Below are 19,479 nucleotides of genomic sequence, written 5' to 3' on the forward strand. Positions count from 1 at the left end.
GTGCCAAACGAAGATCACGAACCCGTCTCGAACCGGGAGGGTCAGAAGTTGCTGATCACCGCGGTGAAGACCTGGTCGATGCTTCCCGTCTCACGGGAGTCGTAGGCGGCCGCGCTGGTGGTCTCCGAGATCTTCCGCAGCACGTCGAGGTCGGCGTCCTCGCCGTACGCGATGGTGAAGACCCTGATCGTCCGCCCGCGCAGCTCGGGCAGCAGCCTCTCCAGCGCGATGGTGTTGGTGACCTCGTTCTTGCCGTCGGTCAGGAACACCACGGCGTTGATCGCCTTGCCCTCCTTCATGGCCGAGACGTGCTGGTAAGCGGCCAGCGTCGTGTTGTAGAGCGCGGTGCCGCCCCTCGGCGCGAGCCCGCGGATGTCGTGGGTGAGCTCGGACCTGTGGGTCCTGGTCATGGGCCCGATCGGCGACAGCTCGGCGTGGTCGCTCGCGAAGTGCCACAGACCGACTCTGTCCTGGCTGCCGAACTGGGGGAGCGCGTTGACGGCGGCCTGTCTGGCCAGGTCCAGCTTGGTCCTGCCGGTGCCGGGCACGTCGGCGCCCATCGAGCCCGAGGTGTCGAGCACCACCAGCACGTTCGCGGGCTTGCGCAGCTCGCCCCAGCTCCGCAGCAGCTTGTCCAGCACCTTCGGCGCCGGAGGCCGCAGCACCACGGCCGGCTCGTCCGGGAGGAGGCCGTTCTCCTCGGTGATCAGCTTGCCTGCCTTGCCGTCGTGGCCGCGGAAGGCGTACTCGGCGAACCGCGCCTGCTGCTCGGGCTCGCGCAGATACTCGAGAAAGCTCCTGGCGGTCGCCCGCCTGGCCTTGTCGGCCCAGCTCAGCACCGCGTACGGGCTGTCGGAGAAGAGCGTGCCGTCCTTGGGGTAGACGGCCACCAGCGGGACCTTCGGCTTGTCGTGCTTGCCGAGCGTGGCAGGGTCGCCGGTGGGATTGCCCTGGTTGTAGTCCCACAGGGACTTCTCCTCGACGGTCACCGCCGAGATGTAGCCGAGTCCCTCGCCCGCGTCGTCGGCGCGCTGCAGGTTCGACAGGAACGTCAGCGTGGTGTCGCCGTAGTGGACGATCGAGCGCTCGAGATCCTGGATGAAGCGGCGGGTCTTCGCGGCGGCGACGTCCTGCTCGGTCAGGTCGCCCGACAGGCCGCCGGTGGCGGCGAAGTAGGCACCGATGGTGGCGTTCATGCCGCTGGTGGAGAAGTTGGGGTTGGTCTTGCCGAGCCTGAACTGGCCCCACTCGGGGTGACCGTACGCGGCCCAGCCCTTGGGATCGGTGGCGAGCCTGGCCAGGTCGGCCCAGCCGATCGCCTTGTCCGGCCAGCCCAGGGCCTCGGCCATCGGCTTCGGCATCGCGATCACCAGCGGGGACGTGGCGATCGAAGGGTTGTCGGGGCCGACGATCCGGCCCTTGTCGTCGTTCTCGGCGCGCTGGCGGACCACGTTCAGCCAGCTGCTGCTGGCGGGCGACCACACGTCGGGACGGGGGCCGTCACGGCGGACGTCCCATCCACGGGCGAACGCCTGCAGCGCGGAACCGCTGGTGGTGATCCTGACGTCGGCGCAGTACTCGGCCTTGTAGGACTTGGCGAGCTCGCGTAACAGCCCCGCCTTCTCCACCGAGGCCAGCACCGTCAGCTTGGCTCCGCACGCCTGGGGCGGCGTTTTCTCGTCGTCGATGCCGCCGAAATACACCCGCAGGCCCACGATGAGGGCGCCTGCCAGGATGACCGCCACGACGAATGGTGCGAAGCTGCGCCTCATATCAGTTCTACGAACCTCTCATGGTCCGAAGTTCCGCGATCAGATCCCGCAATACCGACCAGCCGGTCATCTCCCCTGTGGTGACGTAGCCGACACTCCGCGTCGGCGGCTCCGCGCCCAGGTCATCCGTCGCGACCTTCGGCGAACAGCCGATCAGCGACAGCAGCGGGACGATCGCCGCCCCCAGCCCGTGGCCGACCATCGACACCAGCACACCGTCGTCCTCCACCGTCATCTGCCCCGCGGGCAGCCACTCCTGCCGCTTCCACCAGCGGCTCGTCTCGGCCGAGCAGTTCTCGTGCCAGTCGATGATCGGCAGGCCGCGCGGGTCGGGATGGCCCGCGGGATAGGCGAAGACGTACGGCTCGGCGAACAGCTCCTTGACCACCAGCCCGTCGACGTGGACCGGAAGGGTGGTGACGCCGATGTCCGCCCTGCCGTCGAGCACCTCGCCCGCGATGCCGCGCCCGATGTCCCGCACGATCCGCACGTCCACCGTCACCTTCGGATGGCGTGCCCCGAACCTGGCCAGCGCCGACGGCAGCAGGTGGAAGGCGGCGCTGCGGAAGGCGGCCAGCCTGATCGTCCCGGTGGCCGGACCGCCGGCGGCGCCGTAGGCTTCGGCCTTCATCACCTCCAGCATGCGCAGCACCCGCCGCGCGTGACCCGCCACGACCTCGCCGGCGGGCGTCGGCGTGGCGCCGTGCCTGCCGCGCTGGAACAGCACCGTGCCGATCTTCCTCTCGGCGGCGCGGACCGCGTGCGAGACGGCCGACTGGGTCAGGCCGAGGTCCACTGCGGCCGAGGAGAAGCCGCGCTCCCGCTCCACGGCGACGAGGGCCCGCAGCTCGCTGAGCGTGAGGTCGTCCATCCATGAATCCTATTCATGCAAGGGGCTCATGTATCGACGAAGCCCTCTACCTGGGCCTCTCGGCCGTTCGTAGCGTTGCCGTACCTGATCTCATCGAAGGGGGATGACGGCCGTGCGCGCTGTCCAGATCACGAGTCTCGGCGGACTCGACCGGCTCCACGAGGCGGAGCTGCCCGACCCTGTGCCCGGCGACGGCGAGGTGCTCGTCGACGTCGAGGCCGCAGGAGTGAACTTCGCCGACATCGAGCGGATCGCGGGCACCTACCTGCCGCCCGAGCTGCCGTTCGTGCCGGGCGGCGAGGTCGTCGGCCGCACCGCCGACGGCACCAGGGTGATGGCGTTCGCCAGAGGGGGATACGCGACCAAGGCGGTCGTCAAGGACCCCGTGGAGATCCCTCCCGCGATGGCGGCCGGCGAGGCGCTCGCGCTGCTCGTGCAGGGGCTGACCGCCTGGCACCTGCTCCGCACGGCCGCCAGGGTGCGGCAGGGCGACAGCGTGGTCGTCAACGCGGGGGCGGGCGGGGTCGGCCACCTGGCCGTGCAGCTCGCCAAGGAGTTCGGCGCCTCACGGGTGATCGCGACCGCCTCCACCGAGGCCAAGCGGGAACTGGCGCTGTCCCTCGGCGCCGACGCGGCGGTGGACGGCTCGGCGGACGGGTACGCGGCGCGGATCACCTCGGCCAACGGCGGGCAGGGAGCCGACATCGTGCTCGACGCCGTGGGCGGCCCGGTGTTCGACGCCGCCGTCGACGCGCTCGCGCCCTTCGGCAGGATCGTCGCCTACGGGACGTCATCGGGCGTGGACCCCTCTCCGGTCGACGTCGACCTGCTGACGAACAGGAACGCGTCGGTGACGGGGTTCTGGGTGGGTCCGACGCTGCGGATGCCCGGCATGCTGGACGAACCGCTGCGGGAGCTGGTGCGGTTGACGGTCGAGGGACGGCTGCGGCCGGTGGTGGGCGGGGAGTACAAGCTCGCCGACGCGCGGCCGGCGCTGGAGGACCTGGCGGCCCGCCGTACCCATGGGAAGATCGTCCTTCTTCCCTGACAGGCCCGGCCGCGCCTCTGGGGCCGTCGCGGAACGGGCCTACCGCACGCGTCCGTGCAGGAGCTCGACCAGGGTCCTGTGCGTCTCGTCGAGCGGGCGTTCGGGGTGCAGGGCGCGCCGCTCGATGGTGACCGTCAGCACCATGCCGAAGATCGCGGTCGCGGCGGTGTCGACGTCGAGGTCGTGCCGTACCGCGCCCTCGGCCACGGCCCTGCGCAGGACGTCCGCGTAGACGCCGAGCACCTCCTTGCGGAGCTTGGCCACGGCCTCCTGCCACGCGGTGCGCCACATCTCGGCCAGCAGCACCCTGGCCAGGGCGCCGTACCGTTCGAAGAACTCCAGCTGCCCGCGCACCGCCGCGTCGAGGGCGGCCAGGCCCGTGTCGCCGACCGCCGCCTCGCCCAGTGCCTGGGCGAGGCGCTCGATGCTGTGGTCGAGGAGGTCGGAGAACAACGCCTCCTTCGAGCCGAAGTTGTAGAAGACGGTGCCCTTGGCCACGCCCGCGCGCTCGGCGATCGCGTCGACCGTGGTGGCCGCGTAGCCCTGTTCGGCGATCAGCTCGATCGCCGCGCCGAACACCTTGAGGCGCGTCTCCGCCCTGCTCACAGCGACAGCTCCGGGTGCAGGCGCTTGACCGACCAGGTGCGGCCCTTGTTCACGGCGAGGACCGTGAGCGCGAGGCCGAGGACGAGGAACAGGGTGAGCACGCCGCCAGCCTGCCACACGACGGTCAGATCGCCGCCACTGATCAGCCGGCGCAGCGCCGACACCAGCCAGCTCATCGGCAGCCATGGCGAGATCGTCTGGAAGAAGCCGGGCGAGGTCTCGATCGGGTAGGTGCCCGCGGCCGACGTCAGCTGCAGCATCAGCAGGGCCAGCGCGACCACCCTGCCGGGCGCGCCGAGCAGCGCGTTGACCGCCTGGACGATCGCCATGAACGCGCCCGTGGCCAGCAGCAGCAGCCCCGCGACGCCCGCCCAGTGCGCCGCCTCCAGGCCGAGCGCGAACCTCAGGACGGCCAGCAGCACGCCGACCTGCGCCGCGCCGAGCGCGAAGGCGGGGATCCACCCGGACAGCGCCACCCGCAGCGCGCCTGCCGTACCGGCGAGAAGGCGCGGGTTGAGCGGACGCAGCACCATGTAGGCCATCATCGCGCCCACCCACAGCGCCAGCGGCACGAAGAACGGCGCGAATCCCGTGCCGTAGTTGGGCACCTCGTTGTCGACGGACGTGGCCAGCCGCACGGGGTCGCTCATCATGTCGGTGCGCCCGTCACGCTCGGACTTGCTGTAGTCGGGGATCTGCTCGGCCCCGTCGGACAGCCCGTCGGACAGGTCCTTGGATCCGTCGGTGAGCTTGCCCGAGCCGTCGTGCAGCTTGCCGACCCCCGTGTGGAGCTGGTCGGCGCCGTCGTTCAGCCGGCCGACGCCGGTGCGCAGCCGGGTCGCGCCGTCGGTCAGCTTGACCAGACCGCCGCCGAGCTTGCCGAGCCCGTCGCTGACCTGCTGGGAGCCGTCGGCCAGCTTGCCGACGCCGGTCGTCAGCTTGCCCACGGCCGTGCCCGACTTGGTGATGCCGGCGTTCACCTGGGCCGCGCCGTCGGCGAGCTTGGCCAGGCCCGCGTCCAGCTGGTTGTACTGATCGCGCAGCGCCGCCACCTGCGGTCCCACCTTGGGCGCGGCCTCGGCCACCTTGCGCGCGTTCGCGGCCAGTTCCCTGGCCTCCCGCTGCAACGCCGCGAGACGTTCGCGCGCGTCGGAGCCCGTATCCTGCCGCTGACCCGCCGAGGACACCCTGTCGACGACCGACTGCGCGGACGAGGCCGCCGCCCCGGCCAGCCGCCGCAGCTCGGGGTCGGCGTCCGGGTGCGACTCCAGATAGTCCTGTACGGCCTGCGCCTTGCCCGCCGCCTCCTCGGCCGCCCCGCTGACCCTGTCCGATCCCTGGCCCTGCGCCGAACCGAGCCCGTCGGCGATCGCGTCGAGCCCGTCGGCGATGCGGTCGGCGGCCTCACCCACGCGCGGGCCCCACTCCTCCAGCACCGGGACGTACTTGTCGGCCGCGGTGTTGACCTTGCCCGAGTTCGCGTGCACCTGGTCGTAGACCTGCTTGTTGCCCGCGGCGACCTTCGCGGCTCCGTCGCCCAGCTTGGTCAGCCCCGTGCCGAGCTGGGTGAGGCCGTCCTGGGCGGTGGCCAGGCCCTTGGTCACCTTGGCCGAGCCGGCCGCCAGCTTGCCCGTGGCGGTGTTGGCGCTGCCCAGGCCCACGGTGAGCTGCTGGGCGCCGTCCTTGGTCCTACCGAGCCCCGCCGACAGCTGCTGCGTGGCGTTCTCCGTCTTGCCGAGCCCCTTGTCGATCTTGTTGGCGCCCTTGTGCAGCTGGTCCGCGCCGTCGGCCGCCTCGGTCGTCTTGTCGTGCATGTCGCCGATGGAGACGAAGACCTGGTCGAAGTAGTCGTGGACGGCGGTCTGCGCGGCCGCCGCCCTGACCTCGTTGAAGACCGCGTCGGAGATCGAGCTCATGATGTAGGAGCGGCCCGCGTCCACCTCGACGCCGAGCTGGGCGGGGCTGGGCGTGCCGTTCTGCGAGGGTGAGGCCAGCCGCGAGCTGAAGTCCGCGGGGACGGTGAGCGACAGGTAGTAGCTGCCGTCGCGCACGCCGTCGGCCGCCTGCGAAGCGGTGGTCGGGTGCCAGTCGAAGACCTCGCGCTCCTTCAGCTCCTCGGCGAGGTCCTGGCCCGCGTGCAGCGTCCTGCCGTCCGCGTCGGCGGGCCGGTCCTCCATCACCAGGGCGACGGGCACCCTGTCGAGGTGGCCCTGCGGGTCCCAGAACGACCACAGGTACAGCCCCGCGTACAGCAGAGGCAGCATCACCACACCCGCGATCGCGGCCCTGGTCAGCCGGGACCGTGAGAACCTGCGCAACTCCTTCATCACAGCTCCACGAGGTGGTCGTAGCGGGCGGGCGGGGTCACGCTGGAGGCGACCACGGTCGTGGGGAGGTCCCTGAGCAGGTTCCACAGCGCGATCTGGCGCTCGGGCGGCAGGCCCGCGTCGATGTTGTCGGCGACGATCAGGGCAGGGGAGTCGAGCAGGGCGAGCGCGACGCCGAGCCGTACCCGCTGCTCCCTGTCGAGCTCCCGCACGAGCGTCCGCCGGTCCACGTCGAGGCCCGCCCCCTCGAGGGCCTCGGCGTGGTGCTTGCGCCCCCTGCGGCGCTCGTGCAGGTGCTCGTGGACGGTCAGCGCCTTGTCGAAGTCGGTCACCCCGTCGACCAGCGCCAGCGCGGCGACCCTGCGGATCGCATGCGGCCTGGTGTGCCCCGCCACGTGCAGGGTGCCCGCCGTCGGCTTCATCCGGCCGGAGAGCGTCAGCAGCAGGCTCGTACGGCCGCTGCCGGTCGGGCCCGCGACCACGGTCAGCGTGTTCTCGCCCGCTTCGAGCGAGACGTCGGCGAACACCCCTTCCACCGACAGACCCTTCGCGACGATCACCACGACTCCCCTTTAGCACTGACCAGTCAGTACAAAAGCTAGCGCATGGGACGGCGACGAACGTCCCCGGATCTGTGTGATGATGCCCACGCGCCCACTGAAAGGTCATGCCATGGCACGGACGATCGCGACCGCCCGCCGCGTGGAGTTGCCCGAGCTGCTCGACTTCCTCCGCCCCCGGCACCGCGGCCTGCTGAGCACGACGCGCTCCACCGGGCGGCCCCAGCTCTCACCCGTCACCTGCGGCGTCGACGAGGAGGGCAGGATCGTCGTCTCCACCTACCCGGCGAGGGCCAAGGCCCGCAACGCCGGGCGTGACGAGCGGGTGTCGATCTGCGTGCTGTCCGACACATGGGACGGGCCCTACGTCCAGGTCGACGGCCGCGCCGAGGTCCTCGGCATGCCCGAGGCCCTCGAACCGCTGGTGGAGTACTACCGGTGCATCTCGGGCGAGCACCCCGACTGGGACGAGTACCGCGAGGCCATGCGCCGCCAGGACAAGTCACTCATCCGCCTTCATATCGACGCATGGGGCCCCATCGCCACCGGCGGCTTCCCTCCCGCTATCGCAGCGGGATGAGGTACGAGATGAATCCGCGGTTCTCGGCCACCTGGTCGTAGAGCCGCCGCGCCGTGGCGTTCGACTCCTGCGTGTGCCAGTAGACGCGCCCGCAGCCGCGTCCCCTCGCCTCCTCCGCCACCGCGGCGATCAACGCCCGCGCCACGCCCCTGCCGCGCACGTCGGCGGCGGTGAACAGGTCCTGCAGGTAGCAGACGTCCGCGTCGGGCGCCGAGGTGCTGGGGTGGAAGAGGAAGTGCGTGATCCCGACCAGCCGCCCGTCCAGCCTGGCGCCGAGCGCGTGCATCCTGGTGTCCTTCTCGAACTCCTCCCACGCTCGCCGGTACATCTCGTCGGGCTCGGTGCGCTGGTAGAAGTCGATGTAGGCGCGGAACAGGGCCTCCCACGCGGGCCTGTCGGACGGGTGGAGCCTGCCGATGCTGATCATGTGCGCTTCCTGGTGGGTACGGCCACGAGCGGACCAATCTACGGACGAGTGGCCTGGCACGACACACCCACTTCCCGCCGAAACCGCAGGACCACTACCTCTTTCCCAGCCGCGGTCGGGACTTCCCGGTCACGGGCGGGACGGCGGCTTCCCGGTCGCGGCGGCGGGTCATGCTCCGGCGGCGGGAAGCCGGTCGAGCGCGATCCCGAAGCGGTCGAGGTAGGCGGGCAGGAGCTCGGCATCCTGCAGGACGCGCTCGGTGCGTTCGCCGTGCACGGTGTGGATCAGCCTGCGGCCGCTGATCGTGATCCTGCCCTCGGCCGTGCGCATCGAGCAGACAGGAGACCTGGTGAAGTGCGACCGCGGGGAGGTCGCCTGCCACCAGGCGGTCGGGACGAAGTCCTCCAGCTCGTACGGCCGGGCGGTCAGCCGGTAGCTCTGGTCGCCCTTGTGCACGATGTCGAGGTCGCCGTGGCCGCTGGCGGCCGGCACGACCTGGAACACGCCCCCGTCGTCCTTCTGCTCCGCGCGCTCGTCGAGCCGCAGCGGCTCGTCGGCGAAGTCGCCGAAGCCGACGTCGACCAGCCACGGCTCGTCCAGATCGACGCGCAGCGCCATGTGGTCGAACAGCGGGCCAGGCCTGCTGCCGTGGAAGACCCTCGCGGCCAGCAGCGTCACCCGATAGCCCAGCGCGGTCAGCAGCTCGGCGAACAGCCCGTTCAGCTCGTAACAGAAGCCGCCGCGGCGGCGGCCGACGACCTTGTCGAACAGCGCGTCGCGCTCGAGGGAGATGGGCTCGCCGAGGTGGATGCTCAGATTCTCGAACGGCACCGCCGTCAGGTGCGCGAGCTGGAGGGCTCGCAGGCCGTCCGCGTCAGGCACCGCGGGCCGGGTTGCGCCGAATCTGTCCAGGTACCGGGTGATCTGCGACTCGTCCATGGGCCAAGCCAACCACGCGCCACGCGCGCGGGCACGCACCGGATCGTGCCCAGGCCGAGCGTCGACGCGCCCTCGACGCGGGTGCGCTCGCGAGAGGCCGGGGAGTCCGCACGCAAGGGGGGCGGGGGAGTCCGCGCGCGAGGGGGCGATGTCCGCGCGAGAGGGGCCGGGGAGCTCGAAGACGCGTCGTGCGCCTCCGACTCCCCGGCCCCTCGCCGGCGATGATCCGATCAACCCGGGCCACGGCCCAGGGTCGTGCTCTCGCGTGTCAGATCCCCAGGGCGGAGGGCGAGCCGTACTCCGCGAGGAAGAGGGCCTCGGTGGTCGCCGTCCTGCGCAGCTCCTCCAGGTTGACCCGCTCGTTGGGCGCGTGGATCGCCGCGTCCTCGTCCTCCGCGCCGAACAGCAGGATCTCGGCGAGGGGGAACTGCTTGAGCAGCGTGTTGACCAGCGGGATCGAGCCGCCCGCGCCCACGTCGCGGGGCGCGCGGCCGAAGGCGCGCTCCATGGCCCTGTTGAGCGCCGAGCGGGCCCTGCCGCCCGAGTCGGCCTGGAAGCCCGACCCGACGACGAAGTCGCTGAAGCTCACCTTCACGCCCCACGGAGCGACCTGCTGCAGGAACTCGGTGATGGCGTCGAGCGTCGTCTTGGGGTCGCCGGCCGGCGGGATGCGGACGGTCACCCTGGCGCGGGCCGCAGGCTGGACGGCGTTGATCGCGCCGGAGACCGTGGGGACGTCCATGCCGGTCACGGTGATCGCGTAGGAGGACCACAGGCGGTCGGCGAGCGAGCCGGAGCCGACGAGGGAGACGCCCTCGAGGACGCCCGCCGTGTTCCTGAACTCCTCCTCTGAGGGGCCGGTGCCGAGGAAGGTGCCGCGGGGCAGGCCGGGGACGCGGATGTCGCCGTTGTCGTCGTGCAGCGCGGTCAGCATGCGCATGAGCGCGGCCAGCGCGTCGGGGGCGGCGCCGCCGAAGGAGCCGCTGTGGACGGGCTCGCGCAGCGTGCGGGTCTCGATGGTGAAGGCGGCCATGCCGCGCAGCGAGGTCGTGACGGCGGGGTCGCCGACGCGCGGGTTGCCGGTGTCGGCGACGATGATCGCGTCGGCGCGGACCAGCTCGGGGTTGCGCTCGACGAAGGCCTCCAGGCGCTCGCCGGCGTACTCCTCCTGACCCTCGATGATCACCTTGATGCCGACGGGGAAGCGGCCGTGGAAGGCGCGCAGCGCGGCGATGTGGGAGATGATGCCCGATTTGTCGTCGGCGGTGCCCCTGCCGTACAGGGCGCCGTCGATCAGGGTGGGCTCGAAGGGCGGGGTGCGCCAGGCAGCGGGGTCGCCTGCGGGCTGCACGTCATAGTGCGCGTACAGCAGCACCGTGGGGGCACCGGGGGGAGCGGGGGCCTCGCCGAAGACGGCGGGGAAGCTGCCCTCCACGGGAATCTGCTGCACGTGGGACAGGCCCACGCCGCGCAGCAGCTCCTCGGTCACGGCGGCGGCGGCGAGGACGGGCTCCTCGGGGTGGCCGGGGAAGGCCACGGAGGGGATGGACGCCAGCCGCTTCAGGTCCTCGATGGCCTGGGGCATTCCCGCCGCGACGGCGCTCTCTAGCTGGTCAGGAGTCACGGGTTGTCCCCCGGTGTCGTTCTGGACAGTACGTCTCATTGCATCACAGAAGGTTCCACATGGTGGAAACGGGTCTAGCGCGCCATGCGGATTTCGTCGATATTACAGAGGCGATCTGCGGATCCCGGATTTCTTGCAGAGTGCTGCCACGCTTTCGCTTGGCAACACCCCATGTGAACATGCACACTGTGGGGAGTTCAGACACGAGGGAAGATACCGATGACGCAGCCCGAAAACGACGTTCTCAAGGCCGCTCAGGACAACCTGTGGTTGCATTTCACCCGCCACAGCTCCTACAAGGAGCACGAGATCCCCACCATCGTGCGGGGTGAAGGCGCCTATATCTACGACATCCACGGCAAGCGCTACCTCGACGGACTGGCGGGCCTCTTCGTCGTCCAGGTCGGCCACGGCCGTAGCGAGCTGGCCGAGGCGGCCGCCAAGCAGGCGCAGGAGCTGGCCTTCTTCCCCCTGTGGTCCTACGCCCACCCGAAGGCGGCCGAGCTCGCACACCGGCTCGCCCAGGAGGCCCCAGGCGACCTCAACAGGGTGTTCTTCACCACGGGCGGCGGCGAGGCGGTCGAGACCGCGTGGAAGCTGGCCAAGCAGTACTACAAGGTCACCGGCAAGCCGCTCAAGCACAAGGTCATCAGCCGCCAGATCGCCTACCACGGCACCCCGCAGGGCGCCCTGTCGATCACCGGCATCCCGGCCTTCAAGCAGATGTTCGAGCCGCTCGTGCCCGGCTCCATCCGCGTGCCGAACACCAACCACTACCGCGCCGACGAGATCACCGGCATCAAGGGCATGACGCCCGAGCAGTACGGCCTGTGGGCCGCCGACCGCGTCGCCCGCGCCATCGAGATGGAGGGCCCCGACACCGTCGCCGCCGTCTTCGTCGAGCCGGTGCAGAACGCCGGCGGCTGCTTCCCGCCGCCGCCCGGATACTTCCAGCGGCTGCGCGAGATCTGCGACGAGTACGACGTGCTGCTGGTCTCCGACGAGGTCATCTGCGCGTACGGCCGGCTCGGCACGATGTTCGGCGGCCAGAAGTTCGACTACACGCCCGACATCATCACCTCGGCCAAGGGCCTGACCTCCGGCTACTCGCCGCTCGGCGCCATGATCGCGCACGACAGGCTGTTCGAGCCGTTCAAGGACGGCGCCGAGATGTTCGCCCACGGCTACACCTTCGGCGGGCACCCCGTCTCCGCGGCGGTCGCGCTGGCCAACCTCGACATCTTCGAGCGCGAGGACCTGCTCGGCCACGTCAGCCGCAACGAGGGCGCGTTCAAGAGCACCCTCGAGAAGCTCAAGGACCTGCCGATCGTCGGCGACGTCCGCGGCTCCGGCTACTTCTGGGGCATCGAGCTGGTCAAGGACAAGGTGACGAAGGAGACCTTCAGCGCAGAGGAGTCCGAGCGGCTCATCCGCGGCTACCTGTCCAACGCGCTCTACTCCAACGGCCTGTACTGCCGCGCCGACGACCGCGGCGACCCCGTCATCCAGCTCGCTCCTCCGCTCATCGCCGGGCAGAAGGAGTTCGACGAGATCGAGTCGATCATCCGCAACGTTCTGGTCGAAGGCCTGAACCTCCTCTAAAGCACCCCCTTCTCAGGAAAGGATCCACCCATGAAGATCGGCGTTCCCGCCGAGGTGAAGAACCACGAGTACCGCGTCGCGGCCACCCCGGCCGGCGTGCACGAGCTGGTTCGAGGCGGCCACGACGTGCACGTCCAGCGGGGCGCCGGTCTCGGCTCGCACATCACCGACGAGGAGTACCTGGCCGCCGGTGCCAAGATCCTCGACTCCGCCGACGCCGTCTGGGGCGAGTCGGAGATGGTGCTCAAGGTCAAGGAGCCCATCGCCGAGGAGTACCACCGCATGCGCGAGGACCTGGTGCTCTTCACCTACCTGCACCTGGCCGCCGGCAAGGACTGCGCCGACGCGCTGCTCAAGGCGGGCACCACCGGCATCGCCTACGAGACCGTCCAGGTCGGCAACACGCTGCCGCTGCTGGCCCCGATGTCCGAGGTCGCGGGTCGCCTCGCCCCGCAGGTCGGCGCCTACAACCTCATGCGCTTCAACGGCGGCCGCGGCGTGCTGCCGGGCGGCGTCCCCGGCGTCGCCCCCGCCAAGGTCGTCGTCATCGGCGGCGGCGTCTCCGGCCTGAACGCGGCCCAGATCGCGGTCGGCATGGGCGCGGACGTCACCGTCCTCGACACCAACATCGACCGCCTCCGCTTCATCGACGCGATCTACCAGGGCCGGCTGAAGACGCTCGTGTCCACCTCGTACGCGCTGGAGCAGGAGGTCCTCAAGGCCGACCTGGTCATCGGCGCGGTCCTCATCCCCGGCGCGAAGGCGCCGACGCTGGTCTCCAACGACCTGGTGTCGCGCATGAAGCCCGGCTCCGTGCTCGTCGACATCGCGATCGACCAGGGCGGCTGCTTCGAGGACTCCCGCCCCACCACGCACGCCGAGCCCACCTACCAGGTGCACAACTCGATCTTCTACTGCGTGGCGAACATGCCGGGCTCCGTGGCGAACACCTCCACGTACGCGCTGACCAACGCGACGCTGCCCTACGCGGTCAAGCTGGCCAACCTGGGCTGGAAGGAGGCGCTGAAGGCGGACGGCGCGCTCGCTCTCGGCCTCAACACCCACGGTGGCAAGCTCACCAACGAGCCGGTCGCCGAGGCCCTCGGCCTGCCGTACGTGCCGGTGGCCGAGGTTCTGGCCGCCTGACGGCCACCCGCGACCATCGTGAACGCCCGCCGGCCTGCCGCCGGCGGGCGTTCGCGCGTGATGGCCCTCCGCTAGCGGGTCCCCAGGCGGTGACGAAGGTCGCGGGCCGTGGCCAGCACGTGCTCCACCTCCGAAGGCGTGGGCCACGGCGACGTGCCTGGGCGCAGGATCGTCGCTCGAACCGACGCCAGGTGCTCCACCGCCGACGGGCGCAGCCCGCTCCGCTCCGCCAGCCACGTCACCACGTCGGCGTGGTCGCGCAGTGGCCGGGTCAGCAGATCCCACGTGCCGAGGATCTCCGTCAGGTCCCGCACCCGCAACGTCACCCCGCCTCTGCGCCCCGTCGCCGCGGCCGCCAGCTCGGCCCGCGCCGACAGTTCGGGTTCGGCGAGCCGGTCCCACGTGGGCGGTGGCGGGTCGGCCAGCCACTTCTCCGCCTCGTGCGCGTTACCGGTGGCCGACAGCAGCCCGCCGAGCTCCATCGCCGCCCGGTGGTGGCCCGCCATCGCCGCCTGCCTGAACCAGTGCTGGCCGCCCTGAAGGTCGCCGAGCTCGGCGATGAGCAGCAGGCCGAAGTTGAAGGCCGACTCCGCGTCGCCGCTGGCCGCCGCCCTGCCGAACCAGTGGCTGGCCCCCTGCGAGTCGGACAGCTCGACGCACACGAACCCCGCCATCCGCTGGTCCTCCAGGCGTCCTGCCTGCGCGGCCCGCTCGAACCACGCGCGGGCCGTACGAAGGTCCCTGCGGGACAGCGCGATGCCGCCGAGCTGGGAGGCCGCGCCTGGATGCTCGCTCTTGGCGGCCAGCCGGTAGTACGCCTCGGCGCCCTCCGGATCGCGGGAGGCCTGCAGGAACAGGCCGAGATGGTAGGCCGCGTCGGCGTGGCCGCCGCGGGCGGCGTACTCCCAGCAGCGGACCGTCTCCTCCTCCTCGCCCACCTGGTACGACAGGAACCCGAGGTCATGGGCGGAGGCGACGTCGCCGTCCGTCGCGGCCCTGCGGTGCCACTCGCGGGCGAGGGGCAGCTCGCCCCCGTCCTCGCAGATCAGCGCCAGCCGCCTGGCCGCCGCCCTGGACCCGGCGTGGGCGGCCGTCTCGAACCACCTGCGGGCCGCGTCGATGTCGCCGCGCTGCTCCAGCAGCAGCGTCGCCAGGTTGACGGCGGCCTCGGCGTCGCCCGTCCCAGCCGCCAGCTCGTACCAGCGGACGGCCTCCTCGAGCGTGCCGTGCTTCTCGTGCCAGACGCCCAGGTTGTAGGCGCTGTCGATGTTGCCGCCCGCCGCGGCCCGCTCCCACCAGTGCCTGGCGGCCGAGCGGTCGCCACGCTGGGCGTACAGCTTGCCCAGCCGGTGCGCGGCCTGGGCGTCGCCGTGCTGGGCGGCGACAAGAAGGTCGGGCTCGTCTCCTGAGCGGGGCGCAGGCACCGGCTCGGACGTTTCGACAGCGTGCCCGGCCGGCGCCCCCACCTCCCGCTCGTTCTGCCACCACGTCATTGCGCCAGAGTGACATGTGATGAAGCGATCGCGGAGTGTAATCGATGAGAACGGGCGGCGTGCGGTTACGACTTCAGCACGGACGAGCGCTGGAGGTACTCCTCGTCGTCCATCTCGCCGCGGGCGTAGCGCTCGGCGAGGATCTGCTCGGCCGACGCGGTACGGCTGGGCGGCGGCCCGCCCCAGCCGCCCCAGCGGCCACTTCGCCTGGCCTTGACGAAGAGCGTCACGGCGGCGATCCAGAACAGGATCCAGAAGATCGGGAAGATGGGCCAGAAGCTGTGCATCGCTGGTGTCCTTTCTTGACGTTGGAACCAGCCTGCTCGCCCGGTGGGCCCGCCGAATCGGACAGCGGTCGCGTTCGGGGATACGACGGGCGGCGTATCCCCGGGCCAGGCGGGATACTCCTCGCCGGGCCGGATCGCGGGATCGCTAGAGCCAGCCGGGCCTGACCAGGCCGGACTCGTAGGCGATGACCACGAGCTGCGCCCGGTCGCGCGCGTGCAACTTCATCATCGCCCTGCTCACGTGCGTCTTCGCCGTGGCCGGGGACATGAACAGCTTGGCCGCGATCTCGTCGTTCGTCATCCCGGTGCCGACCAGCGCCAGCACCTCCCGCTCGCGCTCGGTCAGCAGGTCGAGGCCGTCGGCGGCGACGGGCTCCTTGGCCCGCGTCGCGTACTCGGCGATCAGCCGCCTGGTCACGCTCGGAGACAGCAGCGCCTCGCCGGCCGCCACCACCCGCACCGCCTGGATCAGCTCGGCCGGCTCGGTGTCCTTGACCAGGAAGCCGCTGGCCCCGCCGCGCAGCGCCTCGAAGACGTACTCGTCCAGTTCGAAGGTGGTCAGGATGATGATCCGCGGCCCCGGCGGCATCTGCCTGGTCGCGGTCAGGCCGTCGGTGCCCGGCATGCGGATGTCCATGAGCACGACGTCGGGCGCGTGCTCGCGCGACAGCCGCACCGCCTCCGCCCCGTCGGCGGCCTCGGCGACGACGCTCATGTCGGGCTGCGCGTCGAGCAGCGCCCTGAAGCCCGCCCGCACCAGCGCCTGGTCGTCGGCCAGCAACAGCTTGATCATCCTGTTTCCTCCGGTAGTGGCAGCCTGGCCTCGACCTGGAACCCGGTCTCCTTCGGCCCCGCGACCAGCGTGCCACCGAGCGCGGAGGCGCGCTCGCGCATGCCGGGGATGCCGTTGCCGCTGCCCTCCTCGGCCAGTACGGCAGGCATCGACGACCCCGTGTCGGTGACCGTGATGACCAGCTCGGCCGCGAGGTACTCCAGCCGCACCGACACCCGCGACCCTGGAGCGTGGCGGGCGGCGTTGGTGAGCGACTCCTGCGCGATGCGGTAGGCCGCCCGCTCGACCTGCGCGGGCAGCGGTCGCGCGCCGACCTGCTCGAGCGACACGTCGAGCCCTGACCGCTCAACCAGGTCGCCCAGCCGGTCGAGCCCGGCGGTCGGGGACCGGGGCGCGCCCTCGCGCAGCACGTTCAGCACCGAGCGCAGCTCGCCGAGCACCTCCTTGGAGGCGCCCTTGATCGTGGTGAGCGCGGAGCGGGCCTGGCCTGGGTCGTCGTCCATCAGGTGAAGGGCGGTGGAGGCCTGCACATGGATGAGCGAGATGTTGTGCGCGAGCACGTCGTGCAGTTCCTGCGCCATCGTCAGCCGCTCCTCGCTGGCCTGCCGTCTCGACTCCTCCTCGGCCACCCGCGCCCGCTCGGCGCGGCTTTCGATCCGGTACCTGGCCAGCTCGCCCGCGGCGAGGATCAGCGTCATCACCGCCACGATCGCCAGGATGTGCCACAGGCCGCGCGACGGCGGGTCGACCAGCCAGGTCGAGTAGATCAGGAAGAAGACCGTCGTCAGGGCGGAGGCGATCAGCGCGAGCTTTCTGCGCCCCTCGGTGACGGTCTGGAAGAGCATGATGATCGGGCTGACGAAGACCGGGCCGTAGGGGTAGCCGCCCCACAGGTAGAGGCAGGTCGCCGCGAGCGTGAGAGCGAGCGACGTCTTCGGGAACCGGTGCCTGAAGAGCATCATCGCGGGCCCGACGAGCAACAGCACGATGGCCGTCGCATCGACCTTCTCGCGGTCGGTCTGCCCGTAGTACGCCCCCTGGGAGGCGATCACCTGGAACACGGCGACCACCAGGGCGAGATAAGGGGTCTTGCGCACCTGTCCACGCTAGACGACCCCGGAAGGACACGACATCCTCCCGATGTCGCAGGGGGCCCTACCACCACCGGCGTACCTGGTCCATTGTTGGGATCATGCGCCGACACATCCTCGCTCTCGTCGCCGTCACACCGCTCCTCGTCGCCGCGCCCGCCTTCGCGGGGCCGGCGGATCACAAGCCGCCGCCTCCTCAGCAGAAGCAGCCCGTCGCCGAGGGGTACGGCGGGGCCGTGGCGACAGTCGACCTCGACGCCAGCAGGGCCGCGCTGGAGGTGCTGAAGAAGGGCGGCAACGCGATGGACGCCGCGGTGGCGGCGGGGGCCGTACTCGGTGTCACCGAGCCGTACTCCGCGGGCCTGGCCGGCGGCGGGTTCATGGTCTACTACGACGCCAGGCGGGGCAGGGTCCATTCGATAGACGGTCGGGAGGCCGCGCCAGCCGCGATGGCGTCGACCTCGCTGCAGGGCATCCCGTTCGAGGAGGCCGTGACCAGCGGCCTGTCGGCGGGCGTGCCCGGCGCGGTCGCGCAGTGGGATCTGGCCCTGCGCAGGTTCGGCACGACCAGCCTGCGTGACGCGCTGAAGCCCGCGATCGAGGTGGCGTCCAAGGGCTTCGTGGTCGACCAGACCTTCTACGACCAGACCGCCGCGAACGCCGCCAGGTTCAAGGACATCTCCTCCACCGCCAAGCTCTACCTGCCGAACGGCGCGCCACCGCCCGTCGGGTCCGTGTTCAGGAACCCCGAGCTCGCCGACACCTACCGCGAGCTGGGCAGGCGCGGCCCCGAATGGCTGTACGGCGGGCGGCTCGGCCAGGAGATCGTCAGGACGGTCAAGAACCCGCCGATCACCCCAGGCGCGACCCGCAACGTGCGGCCGGGCCTGATGGAGGTCTCCGACCTGACCGCCTACCGGGCGCTGACGCGGGAGCCGACGCGCGTCGACTACAACGGCATGCAGGTGTACGGCATGTCGATCCCCTCCTCGGGCGGATCCACCGTCGGCGAGGCGCTCAACATCCTGGAGGCGCTGCCCACCATCGGCCTCCACGAGTACCTGGAGGCGTCGCGCCTGTCCTTCGCCGACCGCGGCAAGTACGTGGGCGACATCCCGAACGTGCCCCTGGCCGAGCTGCTCAGCGACGGCTTCGCCAAGGAGCGCGCCTGCCTGGTCGGCGATCGCGCGATGGCGCACCCCGCCGCACCCGGCACGCCCGACGGCACCTACACGGGCTGCGGTGAGCCGCTGGACGAGGCGGCCACCCCGCCCGCGGACGAAGGGCCCGAGACGACCCACCTGGTGGTCGCCGACCGCTGGGGCAACGTGGTCGCCTACAACCTCACGATCGAGTCCACCGGCGGCAACGGCATCGTGGTGCCGGGCCGCGGAGTGCTGCTCAACAACGAGCTGACCGACTTCACCTTCGGCCCCGCCCCCGGAGACCCGAACCTGCCCGCGCCCGGCAAGCGCCCCCGCTCGTCCATGGCTCCGACGATCGTGCTGGCCCACGGCAAGCCGGTGCTGGCGGTCGGCTCGCCCGGCGGGTCGACGATCATCACGACCGTGCTGCAGATCCTCGTCAACCGCTACGAGTTCGGCATGAGCCTGCCCGACGCGCTCGCCGCGCCGAGGGCCACCCAGCGCAACACCGCGCAGACCCAGGCCGAGCAGGGCTTCCTCGACCGCTACAAGGCCGAGCTGGAGGCCAGGGGCCACACCTTCACGCTGAACCCGGAGATCGGCGCGGCCACCGCCCTGGAGTTCACCGGAAGGGGGAGGATCCAGGCCGTGGCCGAGCCCGTACGGCGGGGCGGCGGCAGTGCCATGGTGGTGAGAACCCCATAGCTTGCCGTAGTCGCCCGATCACGTAGAGATCTATTGTGCGGGGGTCCGCGTCTCGCCACGAGAGGAACCCCCGCATGCACACGGTGTTCGCTTCCGCCCTGATCGCCGGCGCCCTGGCCCTGCCCGGAGCGCCGGCCGAGGCCCCCGCTCCGCCCCCGTGCCGGGCGGACGTGTGCCTGTGGACGGGAGCCGGCTACACGGGCGAGCTCTTCACCTGGCGGGCCGCCGACGGCAACGTGCACATCGGCCCAGCGCACGCCGACAGGGTGGGCTCGTTCGTGGCCGACACCGAGGTCTGCTTCGTCGACACGGGCGAGTCCGAGTGGAGCTGGAACGAGCGGCGGCGGGCGGGCGGCGGCGACTACAGCCCCAGCTACTTCCGGCGTTTCGGTCACCAGATGGACCGCATCGCCCCCGCTCGATACTGCTAGCGTCCGGCCGCGGTGAACACGGCCGGTGACAG

General features: G+C 71.1%; 18 protein-coding genes. 6 read left to right on the plus strand and 12 right to left on the minus strand.

The genetic code is table 11. From position 1 onward, the window contains the following. Nucleotides 1–41: 41 nt before the first annotated feature. Both AC3EO4_RS05940 and AC3EO4_RS05945 read right to left on the minus strand, forming a co-directional pair. A complete protein-coding gene (locus tag AC3EO4_RS05940) occupies nt 42–1,772 on the minus strand; it encodes an extracellular solute-binding protein (RefSeq protein ID WP_431894154.1) in 1,731 nt (576 codons plus the stop codon). Between the two features lie 7 nt (nt 1,773–1,779). Further along, nucleotides 1,780–2,643: a LysR family transcriptional regulator gene (locus tag AC3EO4_RS05945; protein WP_431894156.1), complete on the minus strand. Its 864-nt coding sequence runs from the start codon at nt 2,641–2,643 to the stop codon at nt 1,780–1,782. Nucleotides 2,644–2,746: 103 nt separating this feature from the next. On the opposite strand from AC3EO4_RS05945, the gene AC3EO4_RS05950 reads away from it, so the two are divergent. Continuing rightward, complete coding sequence (locus AC3EO4_RS05950; protein WP_379571413.1) at nt 2,747–3,691, plus strand: quinone oxidoreductase family protein; 945 nt, start codon at nt 2,747–2,749, stop codon at nt 3,689–3,691. Nucleotides 3,692–3,730: 39 nt separating this feature from the next. Here AC3EO4_RS05950 and AC3EO4_RS05955 read toward each other — a convergent pair whose 3' ends face one another. From AC3EO4_RS05955 to AC3EO4_RS05965, 3 genes are read right to left on the minus strand one after another with little or no spacing between them, the layout of a single operon-like run. Then, entirely contained in the window at nt 3,731–4,297 is a 567-nt protein-coding gene (locus AC3EO4_RS05955) for a TetR/AcrR family transcriptional regulator (protein ID WP_431894157.1), read from the minus strand. After that, nucleotides 4,294–6,624, minus strand: a complete 2,331-nt coding sequence (locus AC3EO4_RS05960; RefSeq protein WP_431894158.1) for a YhgE/Pip family protein — start codon at nt 6,622–6,624, stop codon at nt 4,294–4,296. The genes AC3EO4_RS05955 and AC3EO4_RS05960 overlap by 4 nt, the downstream gene beginning before the upstream one ends. Beyond that, complete coding sequence (locus AC3EO4_RS05965) at nt 6,624–7,184, minus strand: ATP-binding cassette domain-containing protein (RefSeq protein WP_379571419.1); 561 nt, start codon at nt 7,182–7,184, stop codon at nt 6,624–6,626. Before AC3EO4_RS05965 ends, AC3EO4_RS05960 begins: the two co-directional genes overlap by 1 nt. 112 nt (nt 7,185–7,296) lie before the next feature. Between AC3EO4_RS05965 and AC3EO4_RS05970 the strand changes: the two genes are divergently transcribed. Then, nucleotides 7,297–7,764, plus strand: coding sequence for a PPOX class F420-dependent oxidoreductase (locus AC3EO4_RS05970; protein ID WP_379571421.1), 468 nt, complete (start codon nt 7,297–7,299; stop codon nt 7,762–7,764). Here AC3EO4_RS05970 and AC3EO4_RS05975 read toward each other — a convergent pair. The 3 genes from AC3EO4_RS05975 to AC3EO4_RS05985 all read right to left on the minus strand — a co-directional run bounded on the left by AC3EO4_RS05975 (nt 7,748) and on the right by AC3EO4_RS05985 (nt 10,754). Continuing rightward, entirely contained in the window at nt 7,748–8,191 is a 444-nt protein-coding gene (locus tag AC3EO4_RS05975) for a GNAT family N-acetyltransferase (protein ID WP_431894159.1), read from the minus strand. The two genes, AC3EO4_RS05970 and AC3EO4_RS05975, sit on opposite strands and share 17 nt — an antisense overlap. Nucleotides 8,192–8,359: 168 nt before the next feature. Beyond that, complete coding sequence (locus tag AC3EO4_RS05980; RefSeq protein WP_431894160.1) at nt 8,360–9,130, minus strand: arylamine N-acetyltransferase family protein; 771 nt, start codon at nt 9,128–9,130, stop codon at nt 8,360–8,362. A 268-nt stretch (nt 9,131–9,398) separates the two neighbouring features. Further along, a complete protein-coding gene (locus AC3EO4_RS05985; protein ID WP_379571427.1) occupies nt 9,399–10,754 on the minus strand; it encodes a dipeptidase in 1,356 nt (451 codons plus the stop codon). A gap of 219 nt (nt 10,755–10,973) precedes the next feature. On the opposite strand from AC3EO4_RS05985, the gene AC3EO4_RS05990 reads away from it, so the two are divergent. Together AC3EO4_RS05990 and ald are read left to right on the plus strand one after the other, a co-directional pair. Next, nucleotides 10,974–12,356, plus strand: a complete 1,383-nt coding sequence (locus AC3EO4_RS05990) for an aspartate aminotransferase family protein (protein ID WP_379571429.1) — start codon at nt 10,974–10,976, stop codon at nt 12,354–12,356. Between the two features lie 30 nt (nt 12,357–12,386). After that, on the plus strand, nt 12,387–13,502 hold the full coding sequence (gene ald / locus AC3EO4_RS05995; protein WP_379571431.1) for an alanine dehydrogenase: 1,116 nt from the start codon (nt 12,387–12,389) through the stop codon (nt 13,500–13,502). Between the two features lie 71 nt (nt 13,503–13,573). Here the strand turns inward: ald and AC3EO4_RS06000 are convergent, their stop codons facing one another. The 4 genes from AC3EO4_RS06000 to AC3EO4_RS06015 all read right to left on the minus strand — a co-directional run bounded on the left by AC3EO4_RS06000 (nt 13,574) and on the right by AC3EO4_RS06015 (nt 17,172). Beyond that, on the minus strand, nt 13,574–14,995 hold the full coding sequence (locus AC3EO4_RS06000) for an SEL1-like repeat protein (RefSeq protein ID WP_379571433.1): 1,422 nt from the start codon (nt 14,993–14,995) through the stop codon (nt 13,574–13,576). A 65-nt stretch (nt 14,996–15,060) separates the two neighbouring features. Beyond that, on the minus strand, nt 15,061–15,282 hold the full coding sequence (locus tag AC3EO4_RS06005) for an SHOCT domain-containing protein (RefSeq protein ID WP_379571435.1): 222 nt from the start codon (nt 15,280–15,282) through the stop codon (nt 15,061–15,063). A 145-nt stretch (nt 15,283–15,427) separates the two neighbouring features. After that, a complete protein-coding gene (locus AC3EO4_RS06010; RefSeq protein WP_379571437.1) occupies nt 15,428–16,075 on the minus strand; it encodes a response regulator transcription factor in 648 nt (215 codons plus the stop codon). Then, nucleotides 16,072–17,172, minus strand: coding sequence for a sensor histidine kinase (locus AC3EO4_RS06015; RefSeq protein WP_379571439.1), 1,101 nt, complete (start codon nt 17,170–17,172; stop codon nt 16,072–16,074). Before AC3EO4_RS06015 ends, AC3EO4_RS06010 begins: the two co-directional genes overlap by 4 nt. 95 nt (nt 17,173–17,267) lie before the next feature. Between AC3EO4_RS06015 and ggt the strand changes: the two genes are divergently transcribed. Further along, nucleotides 17,268–19,016: a gamma-glutamyltransferase gene (gene ggt, locus AC3EO4_RS06020; RefSeq protein ID WP_431894163.1), complete on the plus strand. Its 1,749-nt coding sequence runs from the start codon at nt 17,268–17,270 to the stop codon at nt 19,014–19,016. 74 nt (nt 19,017–19,090) lie between these two features. Next, the gene (locus AC3EO4_RS06025; RefSeq protein WP_431894164.1) at nt 19,091–19,447 is read left to right on the plus strand and encodes a peptidase inhibitor family I36 protein; all 357 of its coding nucleotides are present in this window, start codon (nt 19,091–19,093) and stop codon (nt 19,445–19,447) included. Nucleotides 19,448–19,479: the final 32 nt, after the last annotated feature.

This window comes from Nonomuraea sp. bgisy101, from assembly GCF_057708945.1.

What these genes read in the sequence shown, in the direction of transcription:
- AC3EO4_RS05975 (WP_431894159.1), bottom strand. Translation starts at nt 8,191, where the DNA reads ATGATCAGCATCGGCAGGCTCCACCCGTCCGACAGGCCCGCGTGGGAG.
- AC3EO4_RS05945 (WP_431894156.1), bottom strand. Translation starts at nt 2,643, where the DNA reads ATGGACGACCTCACGCTCAGCGAGCTGCGGGCCCTCGTCGCCGTGGAG.
- AC3EO4_RS05970 (WP_379571421.1), top strand. Translation starts at nt 7,297, where the DNA reads ATGGCACGGACGATCGCGACCGCCCGCCGCGTGGAGTTGCCCGAGCTG.
- AC3EO4_RS05950 (WP_379571413.1), top strand. Translation starts at nt 2,747, where the DNA reads ATGACGGCCGTGCGCGCTGTCCAGATCACGAGTCTCGGCGGACTCGAC.
- AC3EO4_RS06000 (WP_379571433.1), bottom strand. Translation starts at nt 14,995, where the DNA reads ATGACGTGGTGGCAGAACGAGCGGGAGGTGGGGGCGCCGGCCGGGCAC.
- AC3EO4_RS05960 (WP_431894158.1), bottom strand. Translation starts at nt 6,624, where the DNA reads ATGAAGGAGTTGCGCAGGTTCTCACGGTCCCGGCTGACCAGGGCCGCG.
- ggt (WP_431894163.1), top strand. Translation starts at nt 17,268, where the DNA reads ATGCGCCGACACATCCTCGCTCTCGTCGCCGTCACACCGCTCCTCGTC.
- ald (WP_379571431.1), top strand. Translation starts at nt 12,387, where the DNA reads ATGAAGATCGGCGTTCCCGCCGAGGTGAAGAACCACGAGTACCGCGTC.
- AC3EO4_RS06010 (WP_379571437.1), bottom strand. Translation starts at nt 16,075, where the DNA reads ATGATCAAGCTGTTGCTGGCCGACGACCAGGCGCTGGTGCGGGCGGGC.
- AC3EO4_RS05990 (WP_379571429.1), top strand. Translation starts at nt 10,974, where the DNA reads ATGACGCAGCCCGAAAACGACGTTCTCAAGGCCGCTCAGGACAACCTG.
- AC3EO4_RS05940 (WP_431894154.1), bottom strand. Translation starts at nt 1,772, where the DNA reads ATGAGGCGCAGCTTCGCACCATTCGTCGTGGCGGTCATCCTGGCAGGC.
- AC3EO4_RS05980 (WP_431894160.1), bottom strand. Translation starts at nt 9,130, where the DNA reads ATGGACGAGTCGCAGATCACCCGGTACCTGGACAGATTCGGCGCAACC.
- AC3EO4_RS06025 (WP_431894164.1), top strand. Translation starts at nt 19,091, where the DNA reads ATGCACACGGTGTTCGCTTCCGCCCTGATCGCCGGCGCCCTGGCCCTG.
- AC3EO4_RS06005 (WP_379571435.1), bottom strand. Translation starts at nt 15,282, where the DNA reads ATGCACAGCTTCTGGCCCATCTTCCCGATCTTCTGGATCCTGTTCTGG.